The following is a 24592-nucleotide window of genomic DNA, read 5'->3' on the forward strand; positions in this document are numbered from 1 at the left end:
CAACTTGACGTATGTAGTCATATATCGTCAATGGAATTTTTGCATGAAAAGCCAACTATTTTTTGTTGACCGTCAGGTAAGGAATATCCGCTCTAAGCGGGCAGACGATTCCTCCACACCCCCGACCGAAGGGCCTATCTGGGCGTGGCGTAAGAATACCCCTTTAATTACAGAATGTTACTCATCAATGCGGCGCAAAGAACACAAAGATTAACAGTTCCGTTTTTCGAAATTATCCCCATCGTAACTGTTACTATTTTACCCTAGTCTTGGTCTCAGACCGGGACAAAAAGTAGATCGGAACAGCACGTGAAGCACTTCGGAATATCCGCCCTACTGATCCTGCTGGCCGCCTGCGCACCCCAAGATGTTGTGCCCGGGAAGAGCTCAGCCCGGTTCAACGAGTATCCGACACAGCTTTTCGACATCTTCGAACTGGCTTGCGACGGGCCGGCCTATACGTTCAATCGGCCTGAAAAAGACATCTATGAATGCCGCGAGTTGCTGCCCCCGCCCGAGGCTGCAGCCACCATTCTGGCCTATGACGGTTATCCCGAAGACTTGCCGCAACTGGTGATCCGGTTCAGCGCATCGCAATCCGCTCCGGGATATGTGGTGGATGCGGAACTGTTTCTGAATGTGCCGCAGAAAAAGGGGCTGGCGCAGCGCGTGGTCCCAGGTGATCCGCGAATCAATCGCAAGATGTCCAGCCTGCTGCGTATGGCGGGTGGCGTCCCGGTCGCTCCTGACGTGCCAGCAGACCCCGGTTAACGCACCCTGCTCTTGGCGTGACTCGCGCGCGATGCGCTGCCCATCAGTCTTTGAGCGCAATTTGGTCCAGGAACCGGCCCCCAGCGCCTGCACTGCGTGCAAGGCTCACAGCTGAGAATCTTCGGGGTCAGACAGGGAGAAGGCGTTCAGGGTCACGGAGAAGCACCCTCACATGACCAGGCGGCGGGACCATCGGCAAAAACCTCGTGCCGCAGCACGCTACCTGGCGCGATTCCATATTTTCTCGCCAGCCCGCCATTTATTTCCAGCACTGAAAACACGCCGGTGCCGCCATCTATTGCCGTCAGATCGCCGGGAATCGCCTGATGATGCACATGGGTCACGGTTCCGGTCGAATCAACAAAGATCATGTCGAGCGGGATCAGCGTATTCTTCATCCAGAAGGACGCCCGTTGAGGCTGCTCATAGACAAACAACATCCCCGCGCGCTGCGGCAGGCTTTCGCGGAACATCAACCCGCGCGAGCGCTCCTGCGGGGTGTCGGCGAGTTCAACCTGAAACCGCAGTTCCGATCCATCGCTGCGCAACTGAACCACATCCTCACGGCAGGCTTCCGCCCATGCCGAAGACCCCGAGATCATCATGAGGGATGCAAGCAGCGCCTTGAGCGGGGTCACTGGCCACCCTTGGTGGAAATCGCGGTTTCCCAGGCCAGCACCTCAGCCGCCATACGGCCCCGCTTGCCGTCGATCACCCGCATGGCGATCGCTTCTCCTGGTTGCAGATCGGCAAGGCCCGACTGGCGCAGCACTTCGATATGCAGGAACACATCTTCGCCCCGGCCAAAGATATTGGCAAAGCCAAACCCCTTGCCCTTGTCGAACCATTTTACCCGCGCGGGCTCCATCGGCGTTTCCTGAATGATGCCGGTATCGAGATGTTCGAAATCCGACAGCACCAGCGTGTCATCCCGTTCGGGTGGCGCGATGGAGAGCACTTCGACTGCCTGAACGCCACGGTCGGTGCGATGAGTCATGATCTCGATCGCCGCACCGTCAGCGACAGAGCTTTGCCCGAAATTCCGCAACACATTCACGTGCAGCAGGATATCCGGCCCACCTGAGTCAGAGACGACGAAGCCATATCCCTTGGCCGGGTCGAACCACTTCACCCGACCACGTATGTGGGACATCCCGCCTAGATCTTCTGCCACAGAGCGTTCCATAGTTAAGAGAGAGTTAACATTCGTGTTAAGATTTGCAGGATTCTACCCTCCACATTCAAGTTAAAAAAGAAAAGAGCGTACATATTTGTGCATTTACCGTCATATTCGTCTCATGGATTGAGCCGTTCTATCTTCCAGTCTTTGTCCGTGCCTTCGCGCCGCCAGACAAACCTGTCATGCAGGCGAAACGCGCCATCGGCCCAAAACTCTATCTGGCTGGGAATGATCCGGTAGCCACCCCAAAACGGTGGTCGTGGCGGGTTCGGACCCAGCCTTGCTGTCACCTTTGCCACCTCGGCCATCAATGCCGCGCGGCTTTCAAGTGGTTGCGACTGCCGTGATGCCCAGGCCCCCAATCGGCTTTTGAGCGATCGCGACGCATAATATTCATCCGCAAGCAGCCCATCCTCGCGGCTGACTGCCCCCCGCACACGGATTTGCCGCCGTAGCGATTTCCAGTGTAGCACAAAGGCCGCCTTGCCTGCACCGTCAAGTTCGTGGGCCTTGGCGCTGCCGTAGTTGGTGTAAAAGACAAAAGCTGCTGGCTCGATCTCTTTCAGCAGAACCATACGCACATCGGGCAGCCCGTTAGAATCAACCGTAGCGAGTGCGATGGCATTGGCGTCATTGGGTTCCGACGTTTCGGCCTCGGCCAGCCACTGGCGCGCAAGCGCAAAGGGATCGTCCCCCGCAAAAATGCCGCCCCGCTCACTCATTGTCTTCTCCGATACGATCCCGTTTTGAACCCTAAGCGCAGTTGTGCCTGTCGGCAAGCGCGCGTCGCACTTGATGCCCAAAGGTCAATGGCCTAAACCACAAGGTCATAACGACAGGCGGAGAACCGAACATGTCAAATCAGTTGATGGCTGGCAAACGCGGCCTCATCATGGGACTGGCGAATGACAAATCCATAGCATGGGGCATCGCGCGCGCGCTGTCCGAGGCAGGGGCAGAACTCGCATTTTCCTATCAGGGCGAGGCGCTGAAGAAACGGGTGGACCCGCTGGCCGCGCAATTGGGCAGCGATATCGTGCTGCCTTGCGACGTGGGCGACGAAAGCTCGATCGATGCGCTGTTCGAGACCCTGTCAGAGCGATGGGGCAAGATGGATTTCGTCGTGCACGCGATTGGTTTTTCTGACAAAAATGAACTTCGCGGCCGATATGTCGACACCAGCCGGGCGAATTTCAAACTGACCATGGATATCTCGGTCTATTCCTTCACCGCCGTGATGCAGCGGGCCGAAAAGCTGATGAGCGATGGCGGCAGCGCCGTCACACTCACCTATTACGGGGCCGAGCAGGTGATGCCGCACTATAACGTGATGGGCGTGGCCAAGGCCGCGCTTGAGGCGTCGGTGAAGTATCTTTCCGAAGATCTGGGCAAGGACAATATCCGCGTCAACTCGATCTCGGCGGGGCCGATCAAGACGCTGGCGGCCAGCGGCATCGGTGATTTCCGTTACATCATGAAATGGAACGAGCACAACTCGCCCCTGCGCCGCAATGTCAGCATCGATGATGTCGGCAATTCCGCGCTCTACCTGCTCAGCGATCTGAGCTCGGGTGTCACGGGCGAGAACCTGCATGTGGATGCGGGCTATCACGTGGTCGGTATGAAGGCGGTCGACGCGCCGGACATCGAAAAGAGCTGACCCGGAATGGGCTGGGAACATCTGGTTGCCTTCAACCTGACGCTGCTGGCGGCGATCCTCAGTCCAGGACCGGCCATGCTGTATTTCGTGCGCCAGACCCTCAGCCAGGGGCGGCGCACGGGGATCTATGCGGTTCTGGGGTTGGGCAGCATGGCAGTCTGCTGGACCATAACGGCGCTGCTGGGGTTGGATGCGGTGTTCCGTCTCTTTCCCTGGGCCTACGCAATCTTCAAGGCCGCCGGTGCGCTCTACCTGATCTACATCGCGTGCAAGACATGGCGCGCGGCGCGTGATCCGCTGGGCGAGATGCCGGTGCCCCCTGCCCGCGCCTTTCTGGGTGGCGTTCTGGTCAACCTGGCCAACCCGAAATCGATACTGTTTGCCGCCGCCCTGCTGGTGGTGATCTTTCCGCCCGGCCTGACGCTGGCTGACAAGGCGGTGATCGTGCTCAATCACCTGATGGTCGAGTGGCTGGTGGGCGGGGGTCTGGTGCTGCTGCTCTCGACAGGGCGGGCCCGTCAAGGCTATTTGCGCGCCAAACCAACGCTGGACCGGATCGCGGCGGGAATCATGGGCCTTCTCGGCCTGCGCCTGCTGCTCAGCCGATAATATGAGGAACACCCGATGACCGACCGCCTGCCCCACGAAAAAGGCTTTCACATCAGTTGGGATCAGATTCACCGCGACGCGCGGGCGCTGGCCTGGCGGCTGGACGGGCAAGGCCCTGACGATGGTGGCTGGCGCGCTGTGGTGGCGATCACCCGTGGTGGCATGGCCCCGGCGATGATCGTCAGCCGCGAGTTGGACATCCGCACCGTCGACACGATCAGCGTGCGCTCTTACCACCATCAGGATCAGGGCGAGGCCGAGGTGCTGAAATCCCCCGATGCCGCGTTGATGGGCGATGGCGAGGGCATCCTGATCGTCGATGATCTGGTCGATAGCGGCAAAACGCTGGAACTGGTGCGCAAACTCTACCCCAAGGCGCATTTCGCCACCGTCTATGCCAAACCGCAGGGCCGCCCGACCGTGGACACGTTCATCACCGAGGTCAGCCAGGACACCTGGATATTCTTTCCGTGGGATATGGCCCTGCAATATGTCGAGCCCTATCGCGGCACCGATTGAGCATCTGCATGGCCCAGACCCGCACCGCCACGACCTTTGCGCCCCCGGTGATGGAGGCGCGGCGCTGGCTCGAAGGCGTGGAGTTTCCGCCCGAGCGCCCCTTGATTAACGTCAGTCAGGCCGCGCCGGTCGATCCGCCGCCCGAAGCGCTGCGCAAAGCGATGGCGGAGTTTGCCGTGACCGAGGACGCGGCGCATCTTTACGGGCCGGTGCTGGGCAATCCTGAATTGCGGGCGGAACTGGCGCGTGAAATCTCCGACCATTATGACGGGCAGGTCCGCGCAGATCAGGTGGCCATCACCTCGGGCTGCAATCAGGCCTTTGCTGCCGCCATCGCCGCGATCACCGGCGAAGAGGATGAGGTGATCCTGCCAACGCCATGGTATTTCAATCACAAAATGTGGCTGGACATGGCTGGCGTGACCTCTGTACCGTTGCCGACCGGCGATGATTTGCGACCCGACCTCGATGCGGCCCGCGCCCTGATCACAGACCGCACTCGCGCCATCGCACTCGTCACGCCGAACAATCCTGGCGGTGTGGAATATCCCGCAGACCTGGTCCGCGCCTTTTACGATCTGGCCGCTGAGCACGGCCTGCGCCTGCTGGTTGACGAAACCTATCGCGATTTCGACAGCCGCGAGGGCCCTCCACACGGATTGATGGGATTGCCCGACTGGGACAAGACGCTGGTGCATCTCTATTCCTTCTCCAAGGCCTACCGCCTGACTGGGCACCGCGTCGGCGCGCTGGCAAGCAGCCCGGCGCTGCTGGGTGAGATCGAGAAGTTTCTGGACACGGTCGCCATCTGCCCCGGCCAGATTGGCCAATATGCCGCGCTCTGGGGGATGCGGAACCTGCGGCAATGGCTGGCGGGCGAGCGGCATGAAATCCTCGACCGCCGCGCCGCGATCGCCGAGAATCTGCCCCGGCTTGACGACCGCGGCTGGCGGCTGTTGGGTCTGGGGGCGTATTTTGCCTATTTCGAACACCCGTTCGACATCCCCTCGGACGAGCTTGCACCGCGCCTTGTGCAGGAGGCGGGCATCCTTCTGCTGCCCGGCACCATGTTCATGCCCGAGGGCGACCCGGCGGGCCGCAAGCAACTGCGCATCGCCTTCGCCAATCTCGATCGCGCAGGCATCGGGAAACTCTTCGACCGGTTGGCGAATCTGCCCTTCTGAACTTGCCCCCCGCCAGCGCCCGTCGTAGACAGTGCGGCAAGTCAAAATCCCGGTCTGAACCGGAGGTGAGGGAGCGCCATGGCCGCAGTCGCCAAGAAGATGTCGAAAACGTTTGTCTGGATCCTGATGGGTCTGTTGATGGTCGGTCTTGCCGGGTTCGGCGCGGTCGATATGCTGGGCACCGCCCGGACCGTGGCGACGGTCGGCGACGAGACCATCAGCATCGATGAGTATTATCGTGAATTGCAGGGTGAAATCAGAGCGTTGCAACAGCAGACCGGGCGAGGCCTGACCATGTCGCAAGCGCGCGAACTGGGTCTGGATCAACTGGCCCTGTCGCGGCTGGTCGCACTGGCTGCGCTGGATCACGAGGTGACACAGCTGGGCGTATCGCTTGGGGACGAAAACCTGCAGCAGGAAATCATGGAAATTCCTGCCTTTCAGGGCGTGAATGGCGGCTTTGACCGTGAAGCCTATCGCTTTGCCGTCGAGCAGGCCGGGCTGAGCGAATCCGAATTCGAGGACAATCTGCGTAAAGAATCCGCGCGCACGCTGGTGCAAAGCGCGCTGATCTCAGGCGTTTCGATGCCCGACACCTTTGCCCAGACGATGACCGATTTTGTCGGCGCACGGCGCAGCTTTACCGTCGCCACCCTTGGGGCTGACCAGTTGCAGACCGAAATCACCACGCCCACCGAAGCACAGATATCGGACTATTACGACACCAATATCGATCAGTTCACCCTGCCCCGCACCAAGCGCGTGACCTATGCGCTGCTCTCGCCCGAAGCGATGCTGGATCAGGTCGAGGTCGACGAAGAGTCGATCCGCAATCTTTATGAGACGCGCGAAGCCGAGTTCAACCAGCCCGCGCGCCGCCTGGTGGAACGTCTGGTCTTTTCTGATGCCGAGGCCGCGCAATCCGCGCTGGCGCAGATCGAAGTGAACGGCACGAGTTTTGAAAAACTGGTCGAGGATCGCGGCCTGACCATGGTCGATGTGGATCTGGGCGATCTGTCCGCCACCGAACTGGGGGATGCCGCCGACGGGATCTTTGCCGCCGAAATCGGCGCGGTGGTCGGCCCCCTGCCCTCGGATCTGGGCCCGGCGCTTTATCGCGTCAATGGCACGCTTGAGGCGCGCGAAACCCCGTTCGAAGAGGTCGAAGCCGAATTGCGCGATGAGCTGGCCGCAGCCCGCGCCCGGCGCCTGCTGGAAGGCGAGGCCGAAAACCTCAACGATCTGCTGGCCGGTGGTGCCACGCTGGAAGAGTTGGGCGATGAAGCCGGGATGGAGGTTGGTCAGATCGACTGGACCGAGGAAAGCTCGGACGGTGTGGCCGCTTATGACGGCTTCCGCGCTGCCGCGTCCAATGTGCAAGAGGGTGATTTCCCCGAGATCGACTTCCTCGAAGACGGTTCGCTTTTTGCGCTGCGTTTGGACGAGGTGCTGGAGCCGCGCCCCGAACCGCTCGAGCAGGCGCGCGAGAGCGTGATCGCCGCATGGCAACAGGCGGAAACCGAGGCCGCGCTTGCCGAAATGGCCCAAGGGACGGCGGATCAGTTGGAAGCGGATGGCGATTTCACCGCCACCGGCCTGCCTGTCCGTGTCGAGAATGGCCTGACCCGCACTGCTTTCCTGGACGGCACCCCTGCCGATTTCATGACTCAGGTCTTTGAGATGGAGCCGGGCGAACTGCGGGTGATCTCGGGCCCCGATCAGGCGCAGATCGTGCGTCTGGACGAGGTTCTGCCGCCCGAAGAGAACTATGAGTTGAACCAGATGCGTCAGGCACTGGGCGCACAGATGGACCAGACCCTGGCCCGGAACCTCTTTGATGCATTTGTGCGCGACGCCCAGACCCGCAGCCGCCCGACGGTGGACCAGCAGGCACTGACGGCGGTGCACACGAATTTCTAGGGCAACGCAGATGGCCGTCATCCCCGAATACGATGCGTTCGCCCGTGCCTATGAGGCGGGCGAAAATCAGGTGGTCTATGCAAGGCTTGCCGCCGATCTGGATACGCCCGTCTCGCTGATGCTGAAGCTGACCGGCGCGCAGAAAGATGCGTTCATGCTGGAATCGGTGACCGGTGGCGAGGTGCGCGGGCGGTATTCGATCATCGGCATGAAGCCCGACCTGATCTGGCGCTGCCATGGCGAGACCTCGTCGATCAACCGCTCGGCGCGCTTCGACCCTGACGCCTTTCAGGCGCAGGACGGCAATCCGATGGACACGCTGCGCGCATTGCTGGCCGAAAGCCGCATCGACCTGCCCGACGACATGCCGCAGGCCGCAGCCGGGCTCTTTGGCTATCTCGGCTATGACATGATCCGTCTGGTCGAGCATTTGCCAGATGTGAACCCCGACCCGCTGGGCCTGCCCGACGCGGTGATGATGCGCCCCTCGGTCGTGGCGGTGCTGGACGGCGTCAAGGGCGAGGTTACGGTGGTTTCCCCCGCTTGGGTCAGCGATGGCCAATCCGCGCGTGCGGCTTATGCACAGGCCGCTGAGCGGGTGATGGATGCCGTGCGCGATCTGGAACGCGCCATGCCCAGCGAAAGCCGCGATCTGGGTCAGGCGCATGAGGTCGCGCCGCCGGTGTCGAACTTCACCAAGCAGGGCTATCTGGACGCGGTCGAGAAGGCCAAGGAATACATCCGCGCGGGCGATATCTTTCAGGTCGTTCCGGCGCAGCGCTGGACGCAGGAGTTCCCGCAGCCGCCCTTCGCGCTCTACCGCTCGCTGCGGCGCACCAACCCCTCGCCCTTCATGTTCTATTTCAACTTCGGCGGGTTTCAGGTGGTAGGCGCAAGCCCCGAGATCCTGGTGCGGGTCTTTGGCGACGAGGTCACCATCCGCCCCATTGCAGGCACCCGGCCCCGGGGTGCGACGCCGGAAGAGGATCGCGCCCATGAGGTCGATCTGCTGGCCGATCAGAAGGAGTTGGCCGAACATCTCATGCTGCTCGATCTGGGCCGCAACGATTGCGGGCGCGTAGCCAAGATCGGCACCGTGCGCCCGACCGAGCAGTTCATCATCGAACGCTACAGCCACGTGATGCACATTGTCTCGAACGTGGTGGGTGAACTGGATGAAAGCAAAGACGCGCTGGATGCCTTCTTTGCCGGGATGCCCGCTGGCACCGTGTCAGGCGCGCCCAAGGTGCGCGCGATGGAGATCATCGACGAGCTGGAGCCGGAAAAACGCGGCATCTATGGCGGCGGCGTGGGGTATTTCTCATCGGGCGGCGACATGGATATCTGCATCGCCCTGCGCACCGCGATCGTGAAGGATCGCAAGCTCTATATCCAGGCCGGTGGCGGCGTGGTCTATGACAGCGACCCCGAGGCCGAGTTCATGGAAACCGTTCACAAATCCAACGCAATCCGCCGCGCGGCTGAGGACGCGGCGCGCTTTACCGGCGGCGGCAACGGCTAGGGGCCGACCGCCGCTTCGGGATCACTCCGCGCCTTGCGTTAACACGGCAGAAACCGGAGCCAGCGCAACACGGCTGGCGCGGTCCTGCAACCCCCAGAGCAGCAGCGCCGATACCGTGTCGGGCCGCACCCGGCCCAGCATCACGACGGCCCCCTCCTGCCCGGCGCGGAACGCGGCCTGATCAAGGAAGCGCCGCATTACGGTAGGCGTCTGGCCCGCCCCGTCAAAATCGCGGAACACCACGGTCGAGGGCACGCCCTCGCGCGCGGCGAGTTTCTGCACCGTGTTCAGACCCTTGCCTTGCGTGATCAGCCCTCGCCCCGTCCCACCTGCAATCGCGGTGATCTGATCCGACAGCGGACGGTTGCCCTGAATACCCGTGCGCGTGCCTTCCAGCAGCGCGACCGTTTCGGGCACCGCCTCCATCCAGACCGACAGCGACACTTCGGCATCCTGCGCGGTGGCGGCCAGCGGCATATCGGTCAGCATCACCACCTCAAACCCGGCGGCGCGGTGGCTGGCCATTTTTTCGGCGGCGTCAGGCTTGGTCGGATCGACGGCAAAGGTCAGCGGATAGGGAAACTCGCGCAAGGCCTCGACGCCCAGGGCGGCATCATCATCGATCAGCACGATCGACATCAGCGGCTTTTCTTCGGGGTTGTCGAAGCCCACAGCGTAGGCCGAGATCGGAGGCTCACCGCCGAGTTCTCCGACCCCCGGTGCCGACACGGTCTTGTGGCGATCCGTCAGAGGCACAACCGGCGTGCCGATTCGTGTACTTGTCTCTGATCCGGTGCCCTGTCGAACGGGCGGCAGAGCGGCGAGCCGGGGCGAATCACTTTCGGTCTCGGCCGCTTCGGTTTCAACCTCTGGAACCAGCGGCGCTTCGGGCTCAGCGGCGGGCAATTCGGGCGCGGTCGGGGGCTGCTGGCCCTCTGGCGCCTGTGGGGTGATCAAGGCGGGCGGTGTTGCCTCGGCCAGCACCGACGGCTCTCCGTTTCGGGTGACCACGGGCGGTTCGGCAGGTTCAGGCGCGGGTGGTTCCGGTGCCTCGGTCGACACGCTGGGAGTCTCGTCCTGCTCCGGAATTGCCGGGGCCTCGATCGCCGCAGTTTGCGAGACCGGTTTTTCCGCCTCGACCTCCAGTTCAGGGGCGGCGCCCGCTTCGGGGCCGGTCAGACCGGCGGTTGTCTCTGTAATATCTGGCTTGTTTCCCGGTTGCGTATCCGCCCCGGTGCTGGCCGCGATGGTGTCGCTCTCGTTCTCGGGTCCGTCAGGTGCGCGCGGCGCAACATCGACCAGATCGGCGTCCGGCCCGGGCTGGGCCACATCCACCTCTGCCGCCTCCGGTTGCGCAGGCACCGCCGTGGGCGTCTCACTCGCAACCTCGGGTTGGGGCGAAAGCGGCATCAGCAGAGACGCTCCCACGCTTACACATAGCACAACCGCCGCACCGGCCAGCAGTCCTCCGAAAAATCCGCCCATATCCTTGTCGCCTCTTTCGTGCTCTTCTTATGGTATTGCCCGGCTTGCGCTCTTGACGCTGCGCGGCAAGCCTGAACAAGTATGCCCACACTATACTGCGGCGGGGCCGGTCCTCGCCAGCCCTTAATCAACGAGCTGACATGCTGCTGCTGATCGATAACTACGATTCCTTCACCTACAACCTCGTTCACTATCTGGGCGAGCTTGGGGCCGAGATGGTGGTGCGCCGCAACGACGCGCTAGACGTGCAGGAGGCGATGGGCATGAAGCCGGATGGCATCCTGCTCAGCCCCGGTCCCTGCGACCCGGATCAGGCGGGCATCTGCCTGGCCCTGATCCAAGCCGCCGCCGAAACGAAAACGCCACTCATGGGCGTCTGCCTAGGGCATCAGTCCATCGGTCAGGCCTTTGGCGGCAAGGTGGTGCGCTGTCATGAGATCGTGCATGGCAAGATGGGCATGATGCAGCACAGCGGCAAAGGGCTGTTTGCCGGGCTGCCCTCGCCGTTTGAGGCGACGCGCTATCATTCGCTGATTGTCGAACGCGAGAGCCTGCCGGACTGTCTTGAGATCACCGCCGAGCTTGAGGATGGCACCATCATGGGTCTGCAGCATCGCGACTTGCCGATGCATGGCGTGCAGTTTCACCCCGAATCCATCGCCTCGGAACACGGCCATGCGCTGCTGCGCAATTTTTTGGACGAGATGAAGGTTCCCGCATGAGCGACGCGCTGAAGCCGCTGATCGATGCGGCTGCCAATGGTCCCCTGTCGCGGGCGCAAGCCGAAGCGGCGTTTCAGGTTCTCTTTGATGGCGAGGCAACGCCCAGCCAGATCGGCGGGTTGCTGATGGCGCTGCGTACGCGGGGCGAAACGGTGGATGAATATGCCGCCGCCGCCGCCGTGATGCGCGCGAAATGCCATGCGGTGTCCGCGCCCGAAGGTGCGATGGACATTGTCGGCACCGGCGGGGATGGCAAGGGCACGCTCAACATCTCGACCGCGACCGCTTTTGTGGTGGCCGGGGCGGATGTGGTGGTGGCCAAGCATGGCAACCGCAATCTCAGCTCGAAATCCGGCGCGGCGGATGCGCTGGGGCAGATGGGCATCAACGTGATGATCGGCGCGGAAGTGGCTGAAAAGGCGCTGAAAGAGGCTGGTATCTGCTTCATGATGGCCCCCATGCACCATCCGGCGATCGCCCATGTGATGCCAACCCGGCAGGAACTGGGCACCCGCACCATCTTCAACATTCTGGGGCCGCTTACCAACCCTGCAGGTGTGAAACGACAACTGACCGGCGCGTTTTCCCGTGACCTGATCCGGCCCATGGCCGAAACGCTGGGACAGCTCGGATCCGACCGCGCCTGGCTGGTGCATGGCTCGGACGGCACCGATGAGCTGACCATCACCGGCATCAGTTGGGTCGCAGCGCTTGAGGATGGCGTGGTGAAAGAGGTTGAACTACATCCCGAAGATGCGGGCCTGCCGGTGCATGCGTTCGAAGAGATCATCGGCGGAACGCCGGAAGAGAACGCGCGCGCCTTCAACGCCTTGCTCGATGGCGTGCCCTCGGCCTATCGCGACGCCGTCTTGCTGAACGCGGCGGCCGCGCTGGTGATCGCCGAAAAGGCGAGCGACCTTCGGGAAGGTGTTGAAATCGCAGCAGAAAGCATCGATAGCGGTAAAGCGCGCGACAAAATCTCGGCCTTGGCCAAAATCACACAGGACGCCTCATGACGGAAACCATTCTGGACAAGATCAAGGCCTACAAGCTGGAAGAGCTTGCAGCCGACAAGGAAGAGACCTCGCTTGATCGGATGGAGTCGCTGGCCCGCGACGCCGCGCCGGTGCGGCCATTCCTGACCGCGCTGCGCGAGGCCAAACGCAGCGGCTACGGGTTGATCGCCGAGATCAAGAAAGCCAGCCCGTCCAAGGGTCTTATTCGTGCCGATTTCGATCCAGCAGCGCTGGCCGCAGCCTATGCCGCTGGCGGCGCGACCTGCCTGTCGGTTCTGACAGACACGCCCAGTTTTCAGGGCGCAAAGGAGTATCTGAAACAGGCCCGCGCCGCCTGCGACCTGCCCGTTCTGCGCAAGGATTTCATGTATGACCCCTATCAGGTGGTCGAGGCGCGGGCGCTGGGCGCAGATTGTATCCTGATCATCATGGCCTCGGTCGACGATGAGCAGGCCGCCGAACTGGAACAGACCGCCCATGACTGGGAGATGAACGTGCTGATCGAGGTTCATGACGCGCATGAATTGGAACGCGCCGCCAAGCTGACCAGCCCGCTGATCGGCATCAACAACCGCAACCTGCACACGTTTGAGACCTCGCTGGACACCACGCGCACGCTGTCCAAACTGGTGCCCTCGGACCGCACCATCGTCTGCGAAAGCGGGTTGCACAGCGCCGAGGAACTGGCCGATATCGCCCGCTATGGCGCGCGGTGTTTCCTGATCGGCGAAAGCCTGATGCGTCAGGACGATGTGGAAAAGGCCACCCATGACCTGCTGGCCAATCCACTGGTGCCCGGAGCCATGTGATGGCACTGACCCATTTCGACAGCAAGGGTGATGCCCATATGGTCGATGTCTCGGATAAGGAGATCACCCACCGTATTGCCGTAGCCCGAGGTCACGTGAGCATGCAGCGCGAAACCTTTGATATCATTTCAGAAGGTCGCGCCAAGAAGGGCGATGTTCTGGGTGTCGCACGTCTGGCAGGCATCATGGGGGCCAAGAAGACCCCCGACCTGATCCCGCTCTGCCATCCGCTGCCAGTGACGAAGGTCGCCGTTGAATTGACGCTGGACCCGGACCTGCCTGGTGTGCAAGTCGAAGCCACCGTGCGCACCACGGGCCAGACCGGCGTCGAGATGGAGGCGCTGACGGCGGTGTCTACGGCAGCGCTGACGGTCTATGACATGACCAAGGCGGTGGATAAATCCATGCAGATCGGCGGCATTCGCGTGGTTCTGAAAGACGGCGGCAAATCAGGCCGCTACGAGGCACAATGATCTCTGTCGACGAGGCCCGCGCCCATCTGTTTGACCTCGTCTCACCGCTGGAGGTCGAGACCGTCCCGCTGGCACAGGCTGCAGGCGGGGTTTTGGCCCGCGATGCGGTTGCGACCCGCGACCAGCCGCCCTTTGCGGCCTCGTCGATGGATGGCTATGCGATGAATTCGACCGAGGTCGAGCTGCATGCCATGTTCAAGGTGATCGGAGAAGCCGCTGCAGGTAAACGCTTTTCCGGCGGTGTGAAGCCGGGTCAGGCGGTGCGCATCTTCACTGGTGCGCCGATGCCCGAGGGCACGGATTTTGTCGTCATTCAGGAAAATACCGAACAGCGCGGCGATCTCGTCACCATCACCGATGGGCCGGGCACCAAATCCAATGTCCGCCCCGCAGGTGTCGACTTCCGCATAGGCGATCGCCTGACCGCCCCGCGCCGCCTGACCCCGTCGGACGTTGCCCTGCTCGCGGCCATGAACATCCCCGACGTACCTGTGACCCGTCGCCCGGTTGTTGCCCTGATCTCGAACGGCGACGAGTTGGTGATGCCCGGCGATATCCCCGGCCCGGATCAGATCATCGCCTCCAATACCTTTGGCCTGAAGGCGCTGCTCGAAGAGGTCGGCGCGCAAGTCCGGATGTTGCCGGTGGCGCGCGACACCACTCGCTCGCTCAGCACCGCGCTGGAATTGGCGGTAGGTGCCGATGTGGTGATCACCATCGGTGGTGCGTCTGTGGGCGATCACGATCTGGTCGAAGAGGTCACCGGCACGCTCGGGATGCAGCGGTCGTTTTACAAGGTGCTGATGCGCCCGGGCAAACCGCTGATGGCGGGTCGCTTGGGGGATGCGGCGATGATCGGTCTGCCGGGAAATCCGGTCTCTGCCATGATTTGCGGGCATATCTTCGTGGCCCCGCTGCTGCGCCATATGCAGGGCCTGCCCGACCCGCTGCCCCAGATGTACAGCGCCACGCTGACGAAAGCTCTCACAGAAAACGGACCGCGTGCGCACTACATGCGGGCCATGATCGATAGTAACGGCATCGCAGCGGCGGAGGATCAGGACAGCTCACTGCTGCGGGTTCTGGCGAGCGCCAATGCGCTGATCATGCGCCCGCCTCAGGACCCGGCCCGCGAGGTCGGAGAGACGGTCAGCTACATCCCGCTCTGAGTGCTTGTGTCAAACGCATTGACACAAAACAGGAACATGCGTAGAACAAATGTAAACGCATGGAGCAGAGGTGTGCGCAATGCTGACCAAGAAGCAGTTGGATTTGCTGGAGTTTATTCACAAACGTCTACAGGCTGATGGCGTCCCGCCCAGTTTCGACGAAATGAAGGTGGCGCTGGACCTGCGGTCGAAATCCGGCATCCACCGGCTGATCACCGCACTGGAGGAGCGCGGCTTCATCCGCCGTCTCGCCCATCGCGCCCGCGCCATCGAGATCGTGAAGCTGCCCGAAAGCCTGGGTGGTGAATCGACACTCGGATTCCAACCGCGTGTCATCGAGGGCGACCGCCCCGACATGCCGCGCCCGGCCAATACCGAACCGGTTGCCGTTCACGCGATGGAACTGCCCGTGATGGGCCGCATCGCCGCCGGTGTCCCGATCGAGGCGATCAGCCATGTGTCCAGCCATGTCTCGGTGCCCGGCACGATGGTGTCCGGCACCAGCGAGCATTATGCGCTTGAGGTCAAAGGCGATTCGATGATCGACGCGGGCATCAACGACGGCGATATCGTGGTGATCCGTGAAAGCGGCGCGGCTGACAATGGCGATATTGTCGTGGCGCTGGTCGAGGATCAGGAAGCGACGCTGAAACGCTTCTTCCGCCGTGGCAACGCCATCGCGCTTGAGGCTGCAAACCCGGCCTACGAAACCCGCGTCTTCCCGGAAGAGAAAGTGCGCGTTCAAGGCCGTCTGGTCGGGTTGATCCGCACTTACTGACGCCTGCGCCCTGCCCCTTTGGCGCGCGTCCCGTGCCAAAGGCGCTGCTGTGTGGCCTTGCTTGCGGCGATCTCGCCAGTGTTGCTGATCGACAGGCTGCCGGTTCTGCGCAGCTTGGCAGGATCGAAGATGCGGCAGCCGCCGGACAGGTTCAGTGGCACGGCTGTCACGATGATCTGGTCCGCCGCACATTCGGTCACCGCTTTTGCAGCCCGTTTGCCGGAAACATGCATGATCTGCCAGGACCCGAACTGCATCTGTGGCAGTGATCCTTCGCCAGTATCCCAGCGAGTCGCTGCGGCTGCCTGATCCTTGCCGTCGCCATCATTTTCCAACCACACCTTGGCCACGAACCCACTGCCCCTGGCCCGGCTGAGCACCCTACCCGTCTCGGTCATCACGCCGACCAGCTTGCCGCTATCGGCAATCAGCACTTGAGGGCGTTCAGCCCCGGCCCAAATCCCGAAGGCACAGAGCACCGGCAGAACACCCACCCATCGCAATCGACCTTGCCACAAGATCACAAAAAGCGCGCCCAATGACAGGAGCGGCAGAACCATTGGGCCGGGGCTGACCACAAAGCCGCGCGCGCCCTCCAAGCCAGCCACGTAGTGGGCGACCCCCAATATCCAAGTCAGGCCCAGCCCCATCAGCTTCAGCCCGATCCAGCCCAGCCCGAAGGGCGACAGGCAAAGGGCCAGAACCGCCGCAGGAATCACCAAAAGCCCCATCAGCGGCACCGAGAGCAGATTGGCAGGCAGGCCATAATGCGCGATGGCATTAAAATGCGCCGCCGCTACCGGCGCGGTGGCGAACCCCGCCACGGCGGAGGAGATGACGACCCCCGCCGTCGGTTTCAGCCACTTGGGCAACACCGAGACCTCCCACCCCCGGATCGCGCCAAAGACCGCGACCAGCGCGGTGGTTGCGGCAAAGGACATCTGGAACCCGGGGCCGAGCAGGGATTCAGGCCGCAGCGCCAAAACGATCAACGCCGCCATGGCCACGGCGCGCAGCGAAATCGCACGGCGGTCCACCAGCACCGCACAGAGCATGACCGAGACCATGACAAAGGCGCGCTCGGTTGCGACATTGCCACCCGAAAGCGCCAGATAGACCGCCGCCGCCAGCAGCGCGCCAATCGCGGCCAGCTTCTTGACCGGCCAGCGCAGCGCCAAAGGCGGGATCAGGCAGAGCCCGAACCGCAAGGCAGCAAAGACAAAACCGGTCAACAACCCCATATGCAGCCCTGAAATCGCAAGCAGATGCGCCAGGTTGCTGGCGCGCAGCGCATCGAGCGTGGCCAGACTGACGCCGCTGCGGTCGCCGGTGGTCACGGCGGCGGCAAACCCACCGACATCGCCCGGCAGCACCTGCCTGATATGGCTGGATACCGCCATGCGCAGGGCAAAGATCCGCATCCCCAGATGGTCCAGGTCGGGCGGCGCCACAGTCAGAACCGGAACGCGCGTATAGCCCACCGCGCCGATGCTCTTGAACCAGGCATGGCGGCGAAAGTCGAACCCGCCGGGCTCGACCGGGCCTTGCGGGGGTGACAGATGCCCGGTGGTCATGACCTGTTGGCCCGGCACCAGCTGCGCAACGGCATCCCCGTGCAGCGACATACGGACCCGCCGCGGTGTTTCATCCGGGGCGACACGCAGCAGCCGCACCCGGTCCAACGTGACACGTGGCGCATCAGACGCCGATCGATCCAACCCGACCACGCGCCCCTCAACCGGGCCGTAATAGTGCCAATCCAGCACCGGCCCGGCGACCTGATGCGCGCGGTAGCCCGACGACAGGAACCCGATAGCCGCAAGGGCCAACGCCGCGCCGAGCGGCGTCCATGCACCCGGATGGCGCCGCGCGACCCAGATGCCCGAAAACCCCGCCAGCGCCACTGTCAGATAAAATGCGCGGGACGGCTCCTGCGGCAGCAGGAAATAAGCGCCGATCCCCAGCGCCATGCAGACCGGTGCCCAAGGAAACAGGTATCCGCGTTGCGCCAGCAGCGCCGCCTCGATCCGCGCCAGAACGCGCATGCTTGCTCCTGTCCGTCCGGCTCGTTATTCAGACGGCAACGCTATCTCCCACATGGTTACCAAAAGGTAAAAGGCATCAATGTCTGATCAGGTTGTCACCCGTTTCGCCCCGTCTCCGACCGGGTTCCTGCATATCGGCGGCGCGCGCACGGCGCTGTTCAACTGGCTTTATGCCCGTGGCCGGAGCGGCAAGTTCCTGCTGCGGATCGAGGATACCGACCGCGAGCGCTCCACCCCCGAGGCAACAGCGGCGATCCTGCAGGGCATGGCGTGGCTGGGCCTTGACCATGATGGCGAGGTGATCAGCCAGTTCGAGGGGGCCGAGCGTCACGCCGAAGTGGCGCGACAGTTGCTGGCTGAGGGCAAGGCTTATAAGTGCTTCTCTACCCAGGAGGAGATCGCCACTTTCCGAGAGCAGGCAAGGGCCGAAGGCAAATCCACCCTCTTCCGCAGCCCGTGGCGCGAAGCTGATCCCGCGACCCACCCGGATGCGCCTTACGTGATCCGCATCAAGGCACCGCAGGAGGGCACGACCGTCATCCGCGATCAGGTGCAGGGCGACGTGACCATCCGCAACGAGCAGTTGGACGATATGGTTCTGCTGCGCTCGGACGGCACGCCAGTCTATATGCTGGCCGTGGTTGTGGATGATCATGACATGGGCGTGACACATGTGATCCGGGGTGATGACCACCTCAACAACGCCGCACGGCAGATGATGATCTATCAGGCGATGGGCTGGGACGTTCCGGTCTGGGCGCATATCCCGCTGATCCACGGGCCCGACGGCAAGAAACTGTCCAAGCGTCATGGTGCGCTCGGGGCGCAGGAATATCAGGCGATGGGCTACCCCGCCGCCGGGATGCGCAACTATCTGGCGCGGCTGGGCTGGAGCCATGGGGATGATGAGTTTTTTACGGACGCGCAGGCGCGCGACTGGTTCGATCTGGGGGGAATCGGCAAAAGCCCCGCCCGGTTCGATCTTAAGAAACTGGAAAACCTCTGCGGTCAGCATATCGCAATCTCAAGTGACGCTGCGTTGCGGCAGGAAATCGAAGCCTATCTGGCGGCAGCAGAACAGCCCGCATTGACGGAAACACAATCAAACAATCTTGAGCGGGCGATGTTCTGCCTCAAGGATCGTGCGCGCACCTTCCCTGAACTTCTTGAAAAAGCGGCGTTTGTTCTGGCATCACGGCCCATTGCGCCGGATCAGAAGGCCAGCAAGGCCCTAAATTCTGTATCCGACGGTATACTGAACGATTTGACGCCGCATCTGCAAAATGCTAGCTGGTCGCGAGAAAGCTTGGAGGAGACCTTAAACGCCTTCTGCGAGGCGCGCGAAACGAAGTTTGGCAAACTGGCCGGACCTCTTCGCGCCGCATTGGCGGGCCGGTCTGCAACACCTTCGGTGTTTGACATGATGGTCGTTCTGGGTCGTGAAGAAACCCTGGCCCGATTGGCAGACGCGGCGGAACTGGCCCGGTCGTCCTGACAGGGGCTACGCCTCCCCGATAACCCGGCTTGCGCGGCCCCCGCGCGAGCAACATCCGCACGGTTCTGATGCCTCCGTCTGGCACCATTGACGTGTTTAGAAGAGGAAGGGACATAATGACTGAAAACAAGAAATCGGCCACGCTGAACGTACATGGCGAAACCTATGAATTGCCGATCTTCTCGCCGACCGCCGGACCGGATGTGATCGACATTCGCAAGCTTTATGGCACTGCAGGCGTTTTCACCTACGATCCGGGGTTCACCTCAACCGCAAGCTGCGACAGCACCATCACCTATATCGATGGTGACAAGGGTGAATTGCTGCACCGTGGCTATCCGATCGACCAGTTGGCCTCGAAGTCGCATTTCCTCGAAGTGTGCTATCTGATGCTGTATGGCGAGTTGCCGAACGCCTCGGATCTTGAGAAATTCGAAACCACCATCACCCGCCACACGATGCTGCACGAACAGATGCAGTATTTCTATCGCGGGTTCCGCCGGGATGCGCACCCGATGGCGATCATGGTGGGTGTTGTCGGCGCGATGTCGGCCTTCTATCACGATTCAACCGACATTCATGATCCGCATCAGCGCGAGGTCGCCTCGCACCGGCTGATCGCCAAGATGCCGACCATCGCGGCTTGGGCCTATAAATACCATATCGGTCAGCCGTTTATCTATCCGCGCAACGATCTGGATTATGCGTCGAACTTCCTGCGCATGTGCTTTGCCGTGCCTGCCGAGGAATACGAAGTTAACCCGATCCTCAGCCGTGCGATGGACCGTATCTTTACCCTGCATGCGGACCACGAACAGAATGCCTCGACCTCGACCGTGCGTCTGGCCTCGTCCTCGGGCGCGAATCCGTTCGCGTGTATCGCCGCTGGCATCGCCTGTCTCTGGGGTCCGGCCCATGGTGGCGCCAATCAGGCCTGCCTTGAAATGCTGGGCGAGATCGGGTCCGTTGATCGCATCCCTGAATTCATCAACCGCGCCAAGGACAAGAGCGATCCGTTCCGCCTGATGGGTTTTGGCCACCGGGTCTACAAGAACTTCGATCCCCGCGCGACGGTGATGAAGCAATCGGCGGATGAGGTTCTGGATCTGCTGGGGATTGAAGACAACCCCAAGCTACAGGTCGCCAAGGCGCTGGAGAAACAGGCGCTGGAAGATCCGTATTTCGCCGAGAAGAAGCTGTTCCCGAATGTCGACTTTTATTCGGGTATCATTCTTGAGGCGATGGGCTTCCCCACATCCATGTTCACGCCCATCTTCGCGCTCAGCCGCACCGTGGGCTGGGTCAGCCAGTGGAAAGAGATGATTGCCGACCCACAGAACAAGATCGGTCGCCCGCGCCAGCTCTATCTGGGCGAGACCAAGCGCGACTACGTGGATATCGAAAAGCGCTGATCCCGCTTTTACCCTTCCCAAAGGCCCTGCACTATGCGGGGCCTTTTTGCGTGCGCGCGCCCGCGAGCCGGTATATTCGACGAGAAACCAAGACATTTGTGAGCCGTGAAACGGCGTGCGATACTGACCGCATGGCAAAATTTCAACACTCGGCGTGCGGCCGGGCAAGAGGGGTGTGATGGTCGAGATCGAGTGCTTTTGGGAATGTAACGACGGCCTGGGTGAGACACCCATCTGGGTTGCCGAAGAGAACTCGATCTACTGGGCGGATCACGTCGCCCCCCACATCGATCCAACCGACAATCGACGGCCTTCACTGCGCCGGTTGAACGTCGCCACCGGCGCCCGCAACACCTGGCAGATGCCGGAGCAGGTTGGATCATTTGCGTTTCGCGTCGGCGGCGGGCTTGTTTGTGGTGCGAATTCCGGCTTCTGCACCATCGACCTTGAAACCGGTGCGTTCGAGAAAATCCTGGACCCGGAACCCAAGATGCCCGGCACGCGTCTCAACGACGGCAAGACTGACCGCCGGGGTCGGTTCTGGTGCGGCAGCATGGACTCGCATCTCGCCGACGCCTCCTGCCAAATCTACTGCCTTGAACCGGACCTCACCTGCCGCAAGGCCGCCGAGGACTACTCCTTTGTCGTGAGCAACGGGATCGCCTTCGACCCCGAGGACACAAGGATGTATTTCGGCGACACGTTCGGAGGCATGATCTACGTGTTCGACTTTGACATCGACGAGGGGCGTATCCACAACCAACGACCATTCTTTTCGCTTGAGGGTCGCAAGCCCGCCATTGTTGACGGCGCGACGGTCGATGCCGAGGGGTATTACTGGTTCGCCTTGAATCTGGGCGGCAAGATCTTGCGGGTCGATCCCAATGGCCGCCTTGATCGCGAGATCGACATGCCGGTGCGCAGCCCCACCTGCGTGGCATTTGGCGGTGACAATTACGAGACGCTTTTCGTCACCTCGCAACAGGCGTTTCTGACGCCGGAAGAACTCGCGCATCACCCGTTGCCCGGCAGTGTTTTTGCCATTCATGGACTCGGTGTGCGTGGCCTTCCGGAGCCGCGATTTGGAGGCTGACGGCGCGGCTACATCATTGCGGCAGGCGATTGCGAGGTGAATACCCGGATGTAGTCGCCGGGCGACGAGCCTGCCCAGTAGACCCAGAGTCGGAACGGGTCCTCCTCTTCGATCCAGACATAGTCGCCGGGCTCAAGACCGCGCAGGTCGGTGCTGATGTAATTGACCGAGGTGTTGGCCAGAAAATCCGTGGCATCCATCGACGCAGGCAGCGCTGCCACACCGAGAATCGGCGCGTCGAAATCCACATAGCCGTAGTGGATTCCATTATAGCTGTCGAAAAAGACATAGTGGCTGGCGACCACCATGCCCGCCGGAATCTCGCCGCCTTCGCCGCCGATATCAACCCGGATCGGAGCGTCCAGCGTGATGTTCTGATCCTCGTCAAAGGCATAGAGATTGTCGGTATTGAAGTTGTCGGCCCCCACATCGAAGGGCGTGGTCGTATCAAGTTTGACGAACGCCCCCGACCCGCTTTGCCGCAGGATGCGTCCGTCCAGAACTGTCGCAAGCGCCTGCTGGGACCCCATAGCGCAAAGCAGCGCCGCCATCAGTGATCTTTTCATTCGGCACTCCCCCATCTCCCCTTACGTGTTAAGCGGGCCTTGCCTCGCCGACCAGCATCGCTGGCCATTCTCGCAGAAACGTGAAATTCGCCCGCTCAGAACAGGCTCAGCTGATCCCCAGCCTGCGGCGGGACCGCAAAAAGGTCGGTCCTGAGCGGCGGGGCCTCTATCGACAGGCCAAGCCTGCGGCAGGTGGCCCTGAACCGTTGCGCCACCATTTCGGCATAGGGTCCCTGCCCCTGCATCCGGTGGCCCCAGCGCGCGTCATATTCTTTGCCGCCATGCATCTCGCGCAGCCGCGCCATCACGCGTGCGGCCCGGTCCGGGTAATGTTCGGCCAGCCATTCCTGCCAAAGCGCCGACACCTCGCGCGGCAGGCGCAGCATGATCCAGCTTGCGGTCGTCGCTCCGGCCTCACCCCCCGCCTGCAAGAGCGCCTCAAGCTCATGATCGCTCAACCCCGGCACAAGCGGCGAAGTCATCACGCGCACCGGCACACCTGCCTCACTCAGCCGCCGGATCATCGTGAGCCGCCGCGCAGGCGACGGCGCGCGCGGCTCCATCCGGCGCGACAGGTCCTTGTCGAGCGTGGTCAGCGAAACCCCGACCCGTACCAGACCCCTGGCAGCCATCGGTGCCAGAATATCCAGATCCCGTTCGATCAGCGCGCCTTTTGTGACAATTGCCACCGGATGGTTGAAATCGGCCAGCACCTGCAGACAGGCGCGGGCAATGCCGTGATCGCGCTCGACCGGTTGATAGGGGTCGGTATTGGTGCCGATCGCCATGGTCGCCACCTTGTACCGCCGCGCCGACAATTCCCGCCGCAGAACCTCTGCCGCGTTGGGCCGTGCCACCAGAACACTCTCGAAATCCAGCCCTGGCGACAGCCCCAGATAGGCATGGGTCGGGCGCGCAAAACAGTAGACACAGCCATGCTCGCACCCGCGATAAGGATTGATCGAGCGGTCAAACGGCAGATCGGGCGAGCGGTTATAGCTGATCAGGCTGCGCGCCTGTTCCATTCGCAGCTCGGTGCGCAAGAGCGTCGCCTCTTCGGCGATCTCCCATCCATCCCAGACCTCTTCGCGCGCCATCTCGAACCGCCCAGGCGCGTTCGAAACCGCACCGCGACCCGGTTTGCGCTGCGCGGAAAGAGGGGTAGATTGATCCATGCACCAAGATTAGAACAAACCAAGAACAATCACAACAAACACATCATCTTCCTGCAAATTTCTCATTTCCGGATTTTGGAATTCATCTCTATAGGTCGGTTGTAGCGTCGGCAGTGTCGCAATTAACGCAGTCCATTTGCGGCCTTTTGCGCAAAAAGAACCAAGAAATAACCTAGGGTCACACACCCGTAACACCGAGGAATCGCGCGTATGTCGGAAGAAGATGACATCATCCTGTCGGAACTCGACGACGAAGAACTGGTTCAGCAGATGTTCGACGACCTCTATGACGGTCTCAAGGAAGAGATCGAAGAGGGCGTGAACATCCTGCTGGAGCGCAAATGGATGCCCTATGACATCCTGACCAAGGCGCTGGTCGGTGGCATGACCATCGTTGGTGCCGACTTCCGCGACGGCATCCTGTTTGTGCCCGAGGTGTTGCTGGCCGCCAACGCGATGAAGGGCGGCATGGCCATCCTCAAGCCGCTGCTGGCCGAAACCGGCGCACCGCGCGTGGGCAAGATGGTGATCGGCACGGTCAAGGGCGACATCCACGATATCGGCAAGAATCTGGTATCGATGATGATGGAAGGCGCGGGCTTCGAAGTGGTCGATCTGGGCATCAACAACCCGGTCGAAAACTATCTGGAAGCGCTGGAAAACGAAGCGCCCGATATTCTCGGCATGTCCGCCCTGCTCACCACCACGATGCCTTATATGAAGGTTGTGATCGACACGATGGTCGAACAGGGGATACGCGATGACTATATCGTGCTGGTCGGTGGCGCACCGCTAAACGAGGAATTCGGCAAGGCCATCGGTGCCGACGCCTATTGCCGTGATGCCGCCGTCGCGGTTGAGACGGCCAAGGATTTCGTCAGCCGCAAGCACAACCAACTGTCCGCCTGACGGCACGTTTCCGAGAACACGCAGATCGGGGCGGGCCGCAATCGGCACCGCCCTTTTCTTTTGTCCGCCCCAACACCAGA

24 protein-coding genes are annotated in these 24592 nt (G+C 61.9%); 17 read left to right on the forward strand and 7 right to left on the reverse strand.

The window, feature by feature from the left end:
- Positions 1–309: 309 nt before the first annotated feature.
- Positions 310–771, forward strand: coding sequence for a hypothetical protein (locus tag AB1E34_RS13515; RefSeq protein WP_372572873.1), 462 nt, complete (start codon positions 310–312; stop codon positions 769–771).
- Between the two features lie 152 nt (positions 772–923).
- On the opposite strand, the gene AB1E34_RS13520 is transcribed toward AB1E34_RS13515, so the two are convergent.
- The 3 genes from AB1E34_RS13520 to pdxH form a co-directional block, all read right to left on the reverse strand.
- On the reverse strand, positions 924–1376 hold the full coding sequence (locus tag AB1E34_RS13520) for a DUF192 domain-containing protein (RefSeq protein ID WP_372572912.1): 453 nt from the start codon (positions 1374–1376) through the stop codon (positions 924–926).
- A gap of 29 nt (positions 1377–1405) precedes the next feature.
- Positions 1406–1945 (reverse strand): cold-shock protein, encoded by a 540-nt coding sequence (locus tag AB1E34_RS13525; protein ID WP_306194570.1) that lies wholly within the window; start codon positions 1943–1945, stop codon positions 1406–1408.
- Between the two features lie 122 nt (positions 1946–2067).
- A complete protein-coding gene (gene pdxH / locus AB1E34_RS13530; RefSeq protein WP_372572874.1) occupies positions 2068–2673 on the reverse strand; it encodes a pyridoxamine 5'-phosphate oxidase in 606 nt (201 codons plus the stop codon).
- Between the two features lie 131 nt (positions 2674–2804).
- Here pdxH and fabI point away from each other — a divergent pair, with 131 nt between their 5' ends.
- The 6 genes from fabI (at position 2805) to trpE (ending at position 9365) form a co-directional block, all read left to right on the forward strand.
- Positions 2805–3611 carry an enoyl-ACP reductase FabI gene (gene fabI / locus AB1E34_RS13535; protein ID WP_372572875.1) on the forward strand — a complete coding sequence of 269 codons (807 nt, stop codon included), beginning with the start codon at positions 2805–2807 and terminating at the stop codon, positions 3609–3611.
- A gap of 6 nt (positions 3612–3617) precedes the next feature.
- Positions 3618–4220, forward strand: coding sequence for a LysE family translocator (locus AB1E34_RS13540; protein ID WP_372572876.1), 603 nt, complete (start codon positions 3618–3620; stop codon positions 4218–4220).
- A gap of 15 nt (positions 4221–4235) precedes the next feature.
- Entirely contained in the window at positions 4236–4739 is a 504-nt protein-coding gene (gene gpt, locus AB1E34_RS13545; protein WP_372572877.1) for a xanthine phosphoribosyltransferase, read from the forward strand.
- An 8-nt stretch (positions 4740–4747) separates the two neighbouring features.
- A complete protein-coding gene (locus AB1E34_RS13550) occupies positions 4748–5923 on the forward strand; it encodes an aminotransferase (RefSeq protein ID WP_372572878.1) in 1176 nt (391 codons plus the stop codon).
- Positions 5924–6001: 78 nt separating this feature from the next.
- Positions 6002–7843 carry a peptidyl-prolyl cis-trans isomerase gene (locus tag AB1E34_RS13555; protein ID WP_372572879.1) on the forward strand — a complete coding sequence of 614 codons (1842 nt, stop codon included), beginning with the start codon at positions 6002–6004 and terminating at the stop codon, positions 7841–7843.
- Between the two features lie 10 nt (positions 7844–7853).
- Positions 7854–9365, forward strand: a complete 1512-nt coding sequence (trpE, locus tag AB1E34_RS13560) for an anthranilate synthase component I (protein WP_372572880.1) — start codon at positions 7854–7856, stop codon at positions 9363–9365.
- Between the two features lie 21 nt (positions 9366–9386).
- Here the strand turns inward: trpE and AB1E34_RS13565 are convergent, their stop codons facing one another.
- Positions 9387–10850: a divergent polysaccharide deacetylase family protein gene (locus AB1E34_RS13565; protein WP_372572881.1), complete on the reverse strand. Its 1464-nt coding sequence runs from the start codon at positions 10848–10850 to the stop codon at positions 9387–9389.
- Positions 10851–10990: 140 nt separating this feature from the next.
- Here AB1E34_RS13565 and AB1E34_RS13570 point away from each other — a divergent pair, with 140 nt between their 5' ends.
- The 6 genes from AB1E34_RS13570 (at position 10991) to lexA (ending at position 15817) form a co-directional block, all read left to right on the forward strand.
- A complete protein-coding gene (locus AB1E34_RS13570; protein WP_372572882.1) occupies positions 10991–11572 on the forward strand; it encodes an anthranilate synthase component II in 582 nt (193 codons plus the stop codon).
- Positions 11569–12588 carry an anthranilate phosphoribosyltransferase gene (trpD, locus tag AB1E34_RS13575; RefSeq protein ID WP_372572883.1) on the forward strand — a complete coding sequence of 340 codons (1020 nt, stop codon included), beginning with the start codon at positions 11569–11571 and terminating at the stop codon, positions 12586–12588. The genes AB1E34_RS13570 and trpD overlap by 4 nt, the downstream gene beginning before the upstream one ends.
- A complete protein-coding gene (gene trpC, locus AB1E34_RS13580) occupies positions 12585–13397 on the forward strand; it encodes an indole-3-glycerol phosphate synthase TrpC (protein ID WP_372572884.1) in 813 nt (270 codons plus the stop codon). Before trpD ends, trpC begins: the two co-directional genes overlap by 4 nt.
- A complete protein-coding gene (moaC, locus tag AB1E34_RS13585; protein WP_372572885.1) occupies positions 13397–13870 on the forward strand; it encodes a cyclic pyranopterin monophosphate synthase MoaC in 474 nt (157 codons plus the stop codon). The genes trpC and moaC overlap by 1 nt, the downstream gene beginning before the upstream one ends.
- Positions 13867–15039: a molybdopterin molybdotransferase MoeA gene (locus AB1E34_RS13590; RefSeq protein ID WP_372572886.1), complete on the forward strand. Its 1173-nt coding sequence runs from the start codon at positions 13867–13869 to the stop codon at positions 15037–15039. Before moaC ends, AB1E34_RS13590 begins: the two co-directional genes overlap by 4 nt.
- Before the next feature lie 79 nt (positions 15040–15118).
- Positions 15119–15817: a transcriptional repressor LexA gene (gene lexA, locus AB1E34_RS13595; protein WP_372572887.1), complete on the forward strand. Its 699-nt coding sequence runs from the start codon at positions 15119–15121 to the stop codon at positions 15815–15817.
- Here lexA and AB1E34_RS13600 read toward each other — a convergent pair.
- Positions 15811–17862, reverse strand: coding sequence for a ComEC/Rec2 family competence protein (locus AB1E34_RS13600; RefSeq protein ID WP_372572888.1), 2052 nt, complete (start codon positions 17860–17862; stop codon positions 15811–15813). The two genes, lexA and AB1E34_RS13600, sit on opposite strands and share 7 nt — an antisense overlap.
- Before the next feature lie 79 nt (positions 17863–17941).
- On the opposite strand from AB1E34_RS13600, the gene gltX reads away from it, so the two are divergent.
- From gltX to AB1E34_RS13615, 3 genes are all read left to right on the forward strand, one after another.
- The gene (gene gltX, locus AB1E34_RS13605; RefSeq protein WP_372572889.1) at positions 17942–19357 is read left to right on the forward strand and encodes a glutamate--tRNA ligase; all 1416 of its coding nucleotides are present in this window, start codon (positions 17942–17944) and stop codon (positions 19355–19357) included.
- A 116-nt stretch (positions 19358–19473) separates the two neighbouring features.
- The gene (gene gltA, locus AB1E34_RS13610; protein WP_372572890.1) at positions 19474–20769 is read left to right on the forward strand and encodes a citrate synthase; all 1296 of its coding nucleotides are present in this window, start codon (positions 19474–19476) and stop codon (positions 20767–20769) included.
- 178 nt (positions 20770–20947) lie between these two features.
- Positions 20948–21862 carry an SMP-30/gluconolactonase/LRE family protein gene (locus AB1E34_RS13615; protein WP_372572891.1) on the forward strand — a complete coding sequence of 305 codons (915 nt, stop codon included), beginning with the start codon at positions 20948–20950 and terminating at the stop codon, positions 21860–21862.
- 8 nt (positions 21863–21870) lie between these two features.
- On the opposite strand, the gene AB1E34_RS13620 is transcribed toward AB1E34_RS13615, so the two are convergent.
- Both AB1E34_RS13620 and AB1E34_RS13625 read right to left on the reverse strand, forming a co-directional pair.
- A complete protein-coding gene (locus AB1E34_RS13620; RefSeq protein ID WP_372572892.1) occupies positions 21871–22428 on the reverse strand; it encodes a hypothetical protein in 558 nt (185 codons plus the stop codon).
- Between the two features lie 95 nt (positions 22429–22523).
- The gene (locus AB1E34_RS13625; RefSeq protein WP_372572893.1) at positions 22524–23603 is read right to left on the reverse strand and encodes a PA0069 family radical SAM protein; all 1080 of its coding nucleotides are present in this window, start codon (positions 23601–23603) and stop codon (positions 22524–22526) included.
- A 210-nt stretch (positions 23604–23813) separates the two neighbouring features.
- Here AB1E34_RS13625 and AB1E34_RS13630 point away from each other — a divergent pair, with 210 nt between their 5' ends.
- Positions 23814–24512, forward strand: coding sequence for a cobalamin B12-binding domain-containing protein (locus tag AB1E34_RS13630; RefSeq protein WP_372572894.1), 699 nt, complete (start codon positions 23814–23816; stop codon positions 24510–24512).
- The last annotated feature ends 80 nt before the right edge of the window (positions 24513–24592 follow it).

Source organism: Ruegeria jejuensis, assembly GCF_041537905.1.
GTDB lineage: Bacteria > Pseudomonadota > Alphaproteobacteria > Rhodobacterales > Rhodobacteraceae > Ruegeria_C.

Bases quoted from the DNA above. Each gene is read 5' to 3' on its own strand.
- pdxH (WP_372572874.1), bottom strand. From the start codon at position 2,673: ATGAGTGAGCGGGGCGGCATTTTTGCGGGGGACGATCCCTTTGCGCTT.
- lexA (WP_372572887.1), top strand. From the start codon at position 15,119: ATGCTGACCAAGAAGCAGTTGGATTTGCTGGAGTTTATTCACAAACGT.
- AB1E34_RS13620 (WP_372572892.1), bottom strand. From the start codon at position 22,428: ATGAAAAGATCACTGATGGCGGCGCTGCTTTGCGCTATGGGGTCCCAG.
- fabI (WP_372572875.1), top strand. From the start codon at position 2,805: ATGTCAAATCAGTTGATGGCTGGCAAACGCGGCCTCATCATGGGACTG.
- AB1E34_RS13615 (WP_372572891.1), top strand. From the start codon at position 20,948: ATGGTCGAGATCGAGTGCTTTTGGGAATGTAACGACGGCCTGGGTGAG.
- AB1E34_RS13540 (WP_372572876.1), top strand. From the start codon at position 3,618: ATGGGCTGGGAACATCTGGTTGCCTTCAACCTGACGCTGCTGGCGGCG.
- AB1E34_RS13550 (WP_372572878.1), top strand. From the start codon at position 4,748: ATGGCCCAGACCCGCACCGCCACGACCTTTGCGCCCCCGGTGATGGAG.
- AB1E34_RS13555 (WP_372572879.1), top strand. From the start codon at position 6,002: ATGGCCGCAGTCGCCAAGAAGATGTCGAAAACGTTTGTCTGGATCCTG.
- AB1E34_RS13520 (WP_372572912.1), bottom strand. From the start codon at position 1,376: ATGATGATCTCGGGGTCTTCGGCATGGGCGGAAGCCTGCCGTGAGGAT.
- AB1E34_RS13630 (WP_372572894.1), top strand. From the start codon at position 23,814: ATGTCGGAAGAAGATGACATCATCCTGTCGGAACTCGACGACGAAGAA.
- trpD (WP_372572883.1), top strand. From the start codon at position 11,569: ATGAGCGACGCGCTGAAGCCGCTGATCGATGCGGCTGCCAATGGTCCC.
- AB1E34_RS13590 (WP_372572886.1), top strand. From the start codon at position 13,867: ATGATCTCTGTCGACGAGGCCCGCGCCCATCTGTTTGACCTCGTCTCA.
- gltX (WP_372572889.1), top strand. From the start codon at position 17,942: ATGTCTGATCAGGTTGTCACCCGTTTCGCCCCGTCTCCGACCGGGTTC.
- AB1E34_RS13570 (WP_372572882.1), top strand. From the start codon at position 10,991: ATGCTGCTGCTGATCGATAACTACGATTCCTTCACCTACAACCTCGTT.
- trpE (WP_372572880.1), top strand. From the start codon at position 7,854: ATGGCCGTCATCCCCGAATACGATGCGTTCGCCCGTGCCTATGAGGCG.
- gpt (WP_372572877.1), top strand. From the start codon at position 4,236: ATGACCGACCGCCTGCCCCACGAAAAAGGCTTTCACATCAGTTGGGAT.
- AB1E34_RS13600 (WP_372572888.1), bottom strand. From the start codon at position 17,862: ATGCGCGTTCTGGCGCGGATCGAGGCGGCGCTGCTGGCGCAACGCGGA.
- trpC (WP_372572884.1), top strand. From the start codon at position 12,585: ATGACGGAAACCATTCTGGACAAGATCAAGGCCTACAAGCTGGAAGAG.
- AB1E34_RS13625 (WP_372572893.1), bottom strand. From the start codon at position 23,603: ATGGATCAATCTACCCCTCTTTCCGCGCAGCGCAAACCGGGTCGCGGT.
- gltA (WP_372572890.1), top strand. From the start codon at position 19,474: ATGACTGAAAACAAGAAATCGGCCACGCTGAACGTACATGGCGAAACC.
- moaC (WP_372572885.1), top strand. From the start codon at position 13,397: ATGGCACTGACCCATTTCGACAGCAAGGGTGATGCCCATATGGTCGAT.
- AB1E34_RS13565 (WP_372572881.1), bottom strand. From the start codon at position 10,850: ATGGGCGGATTTTTCGGAGGACTGCTGGCCGGTGCGGCGGTTGTGCTA.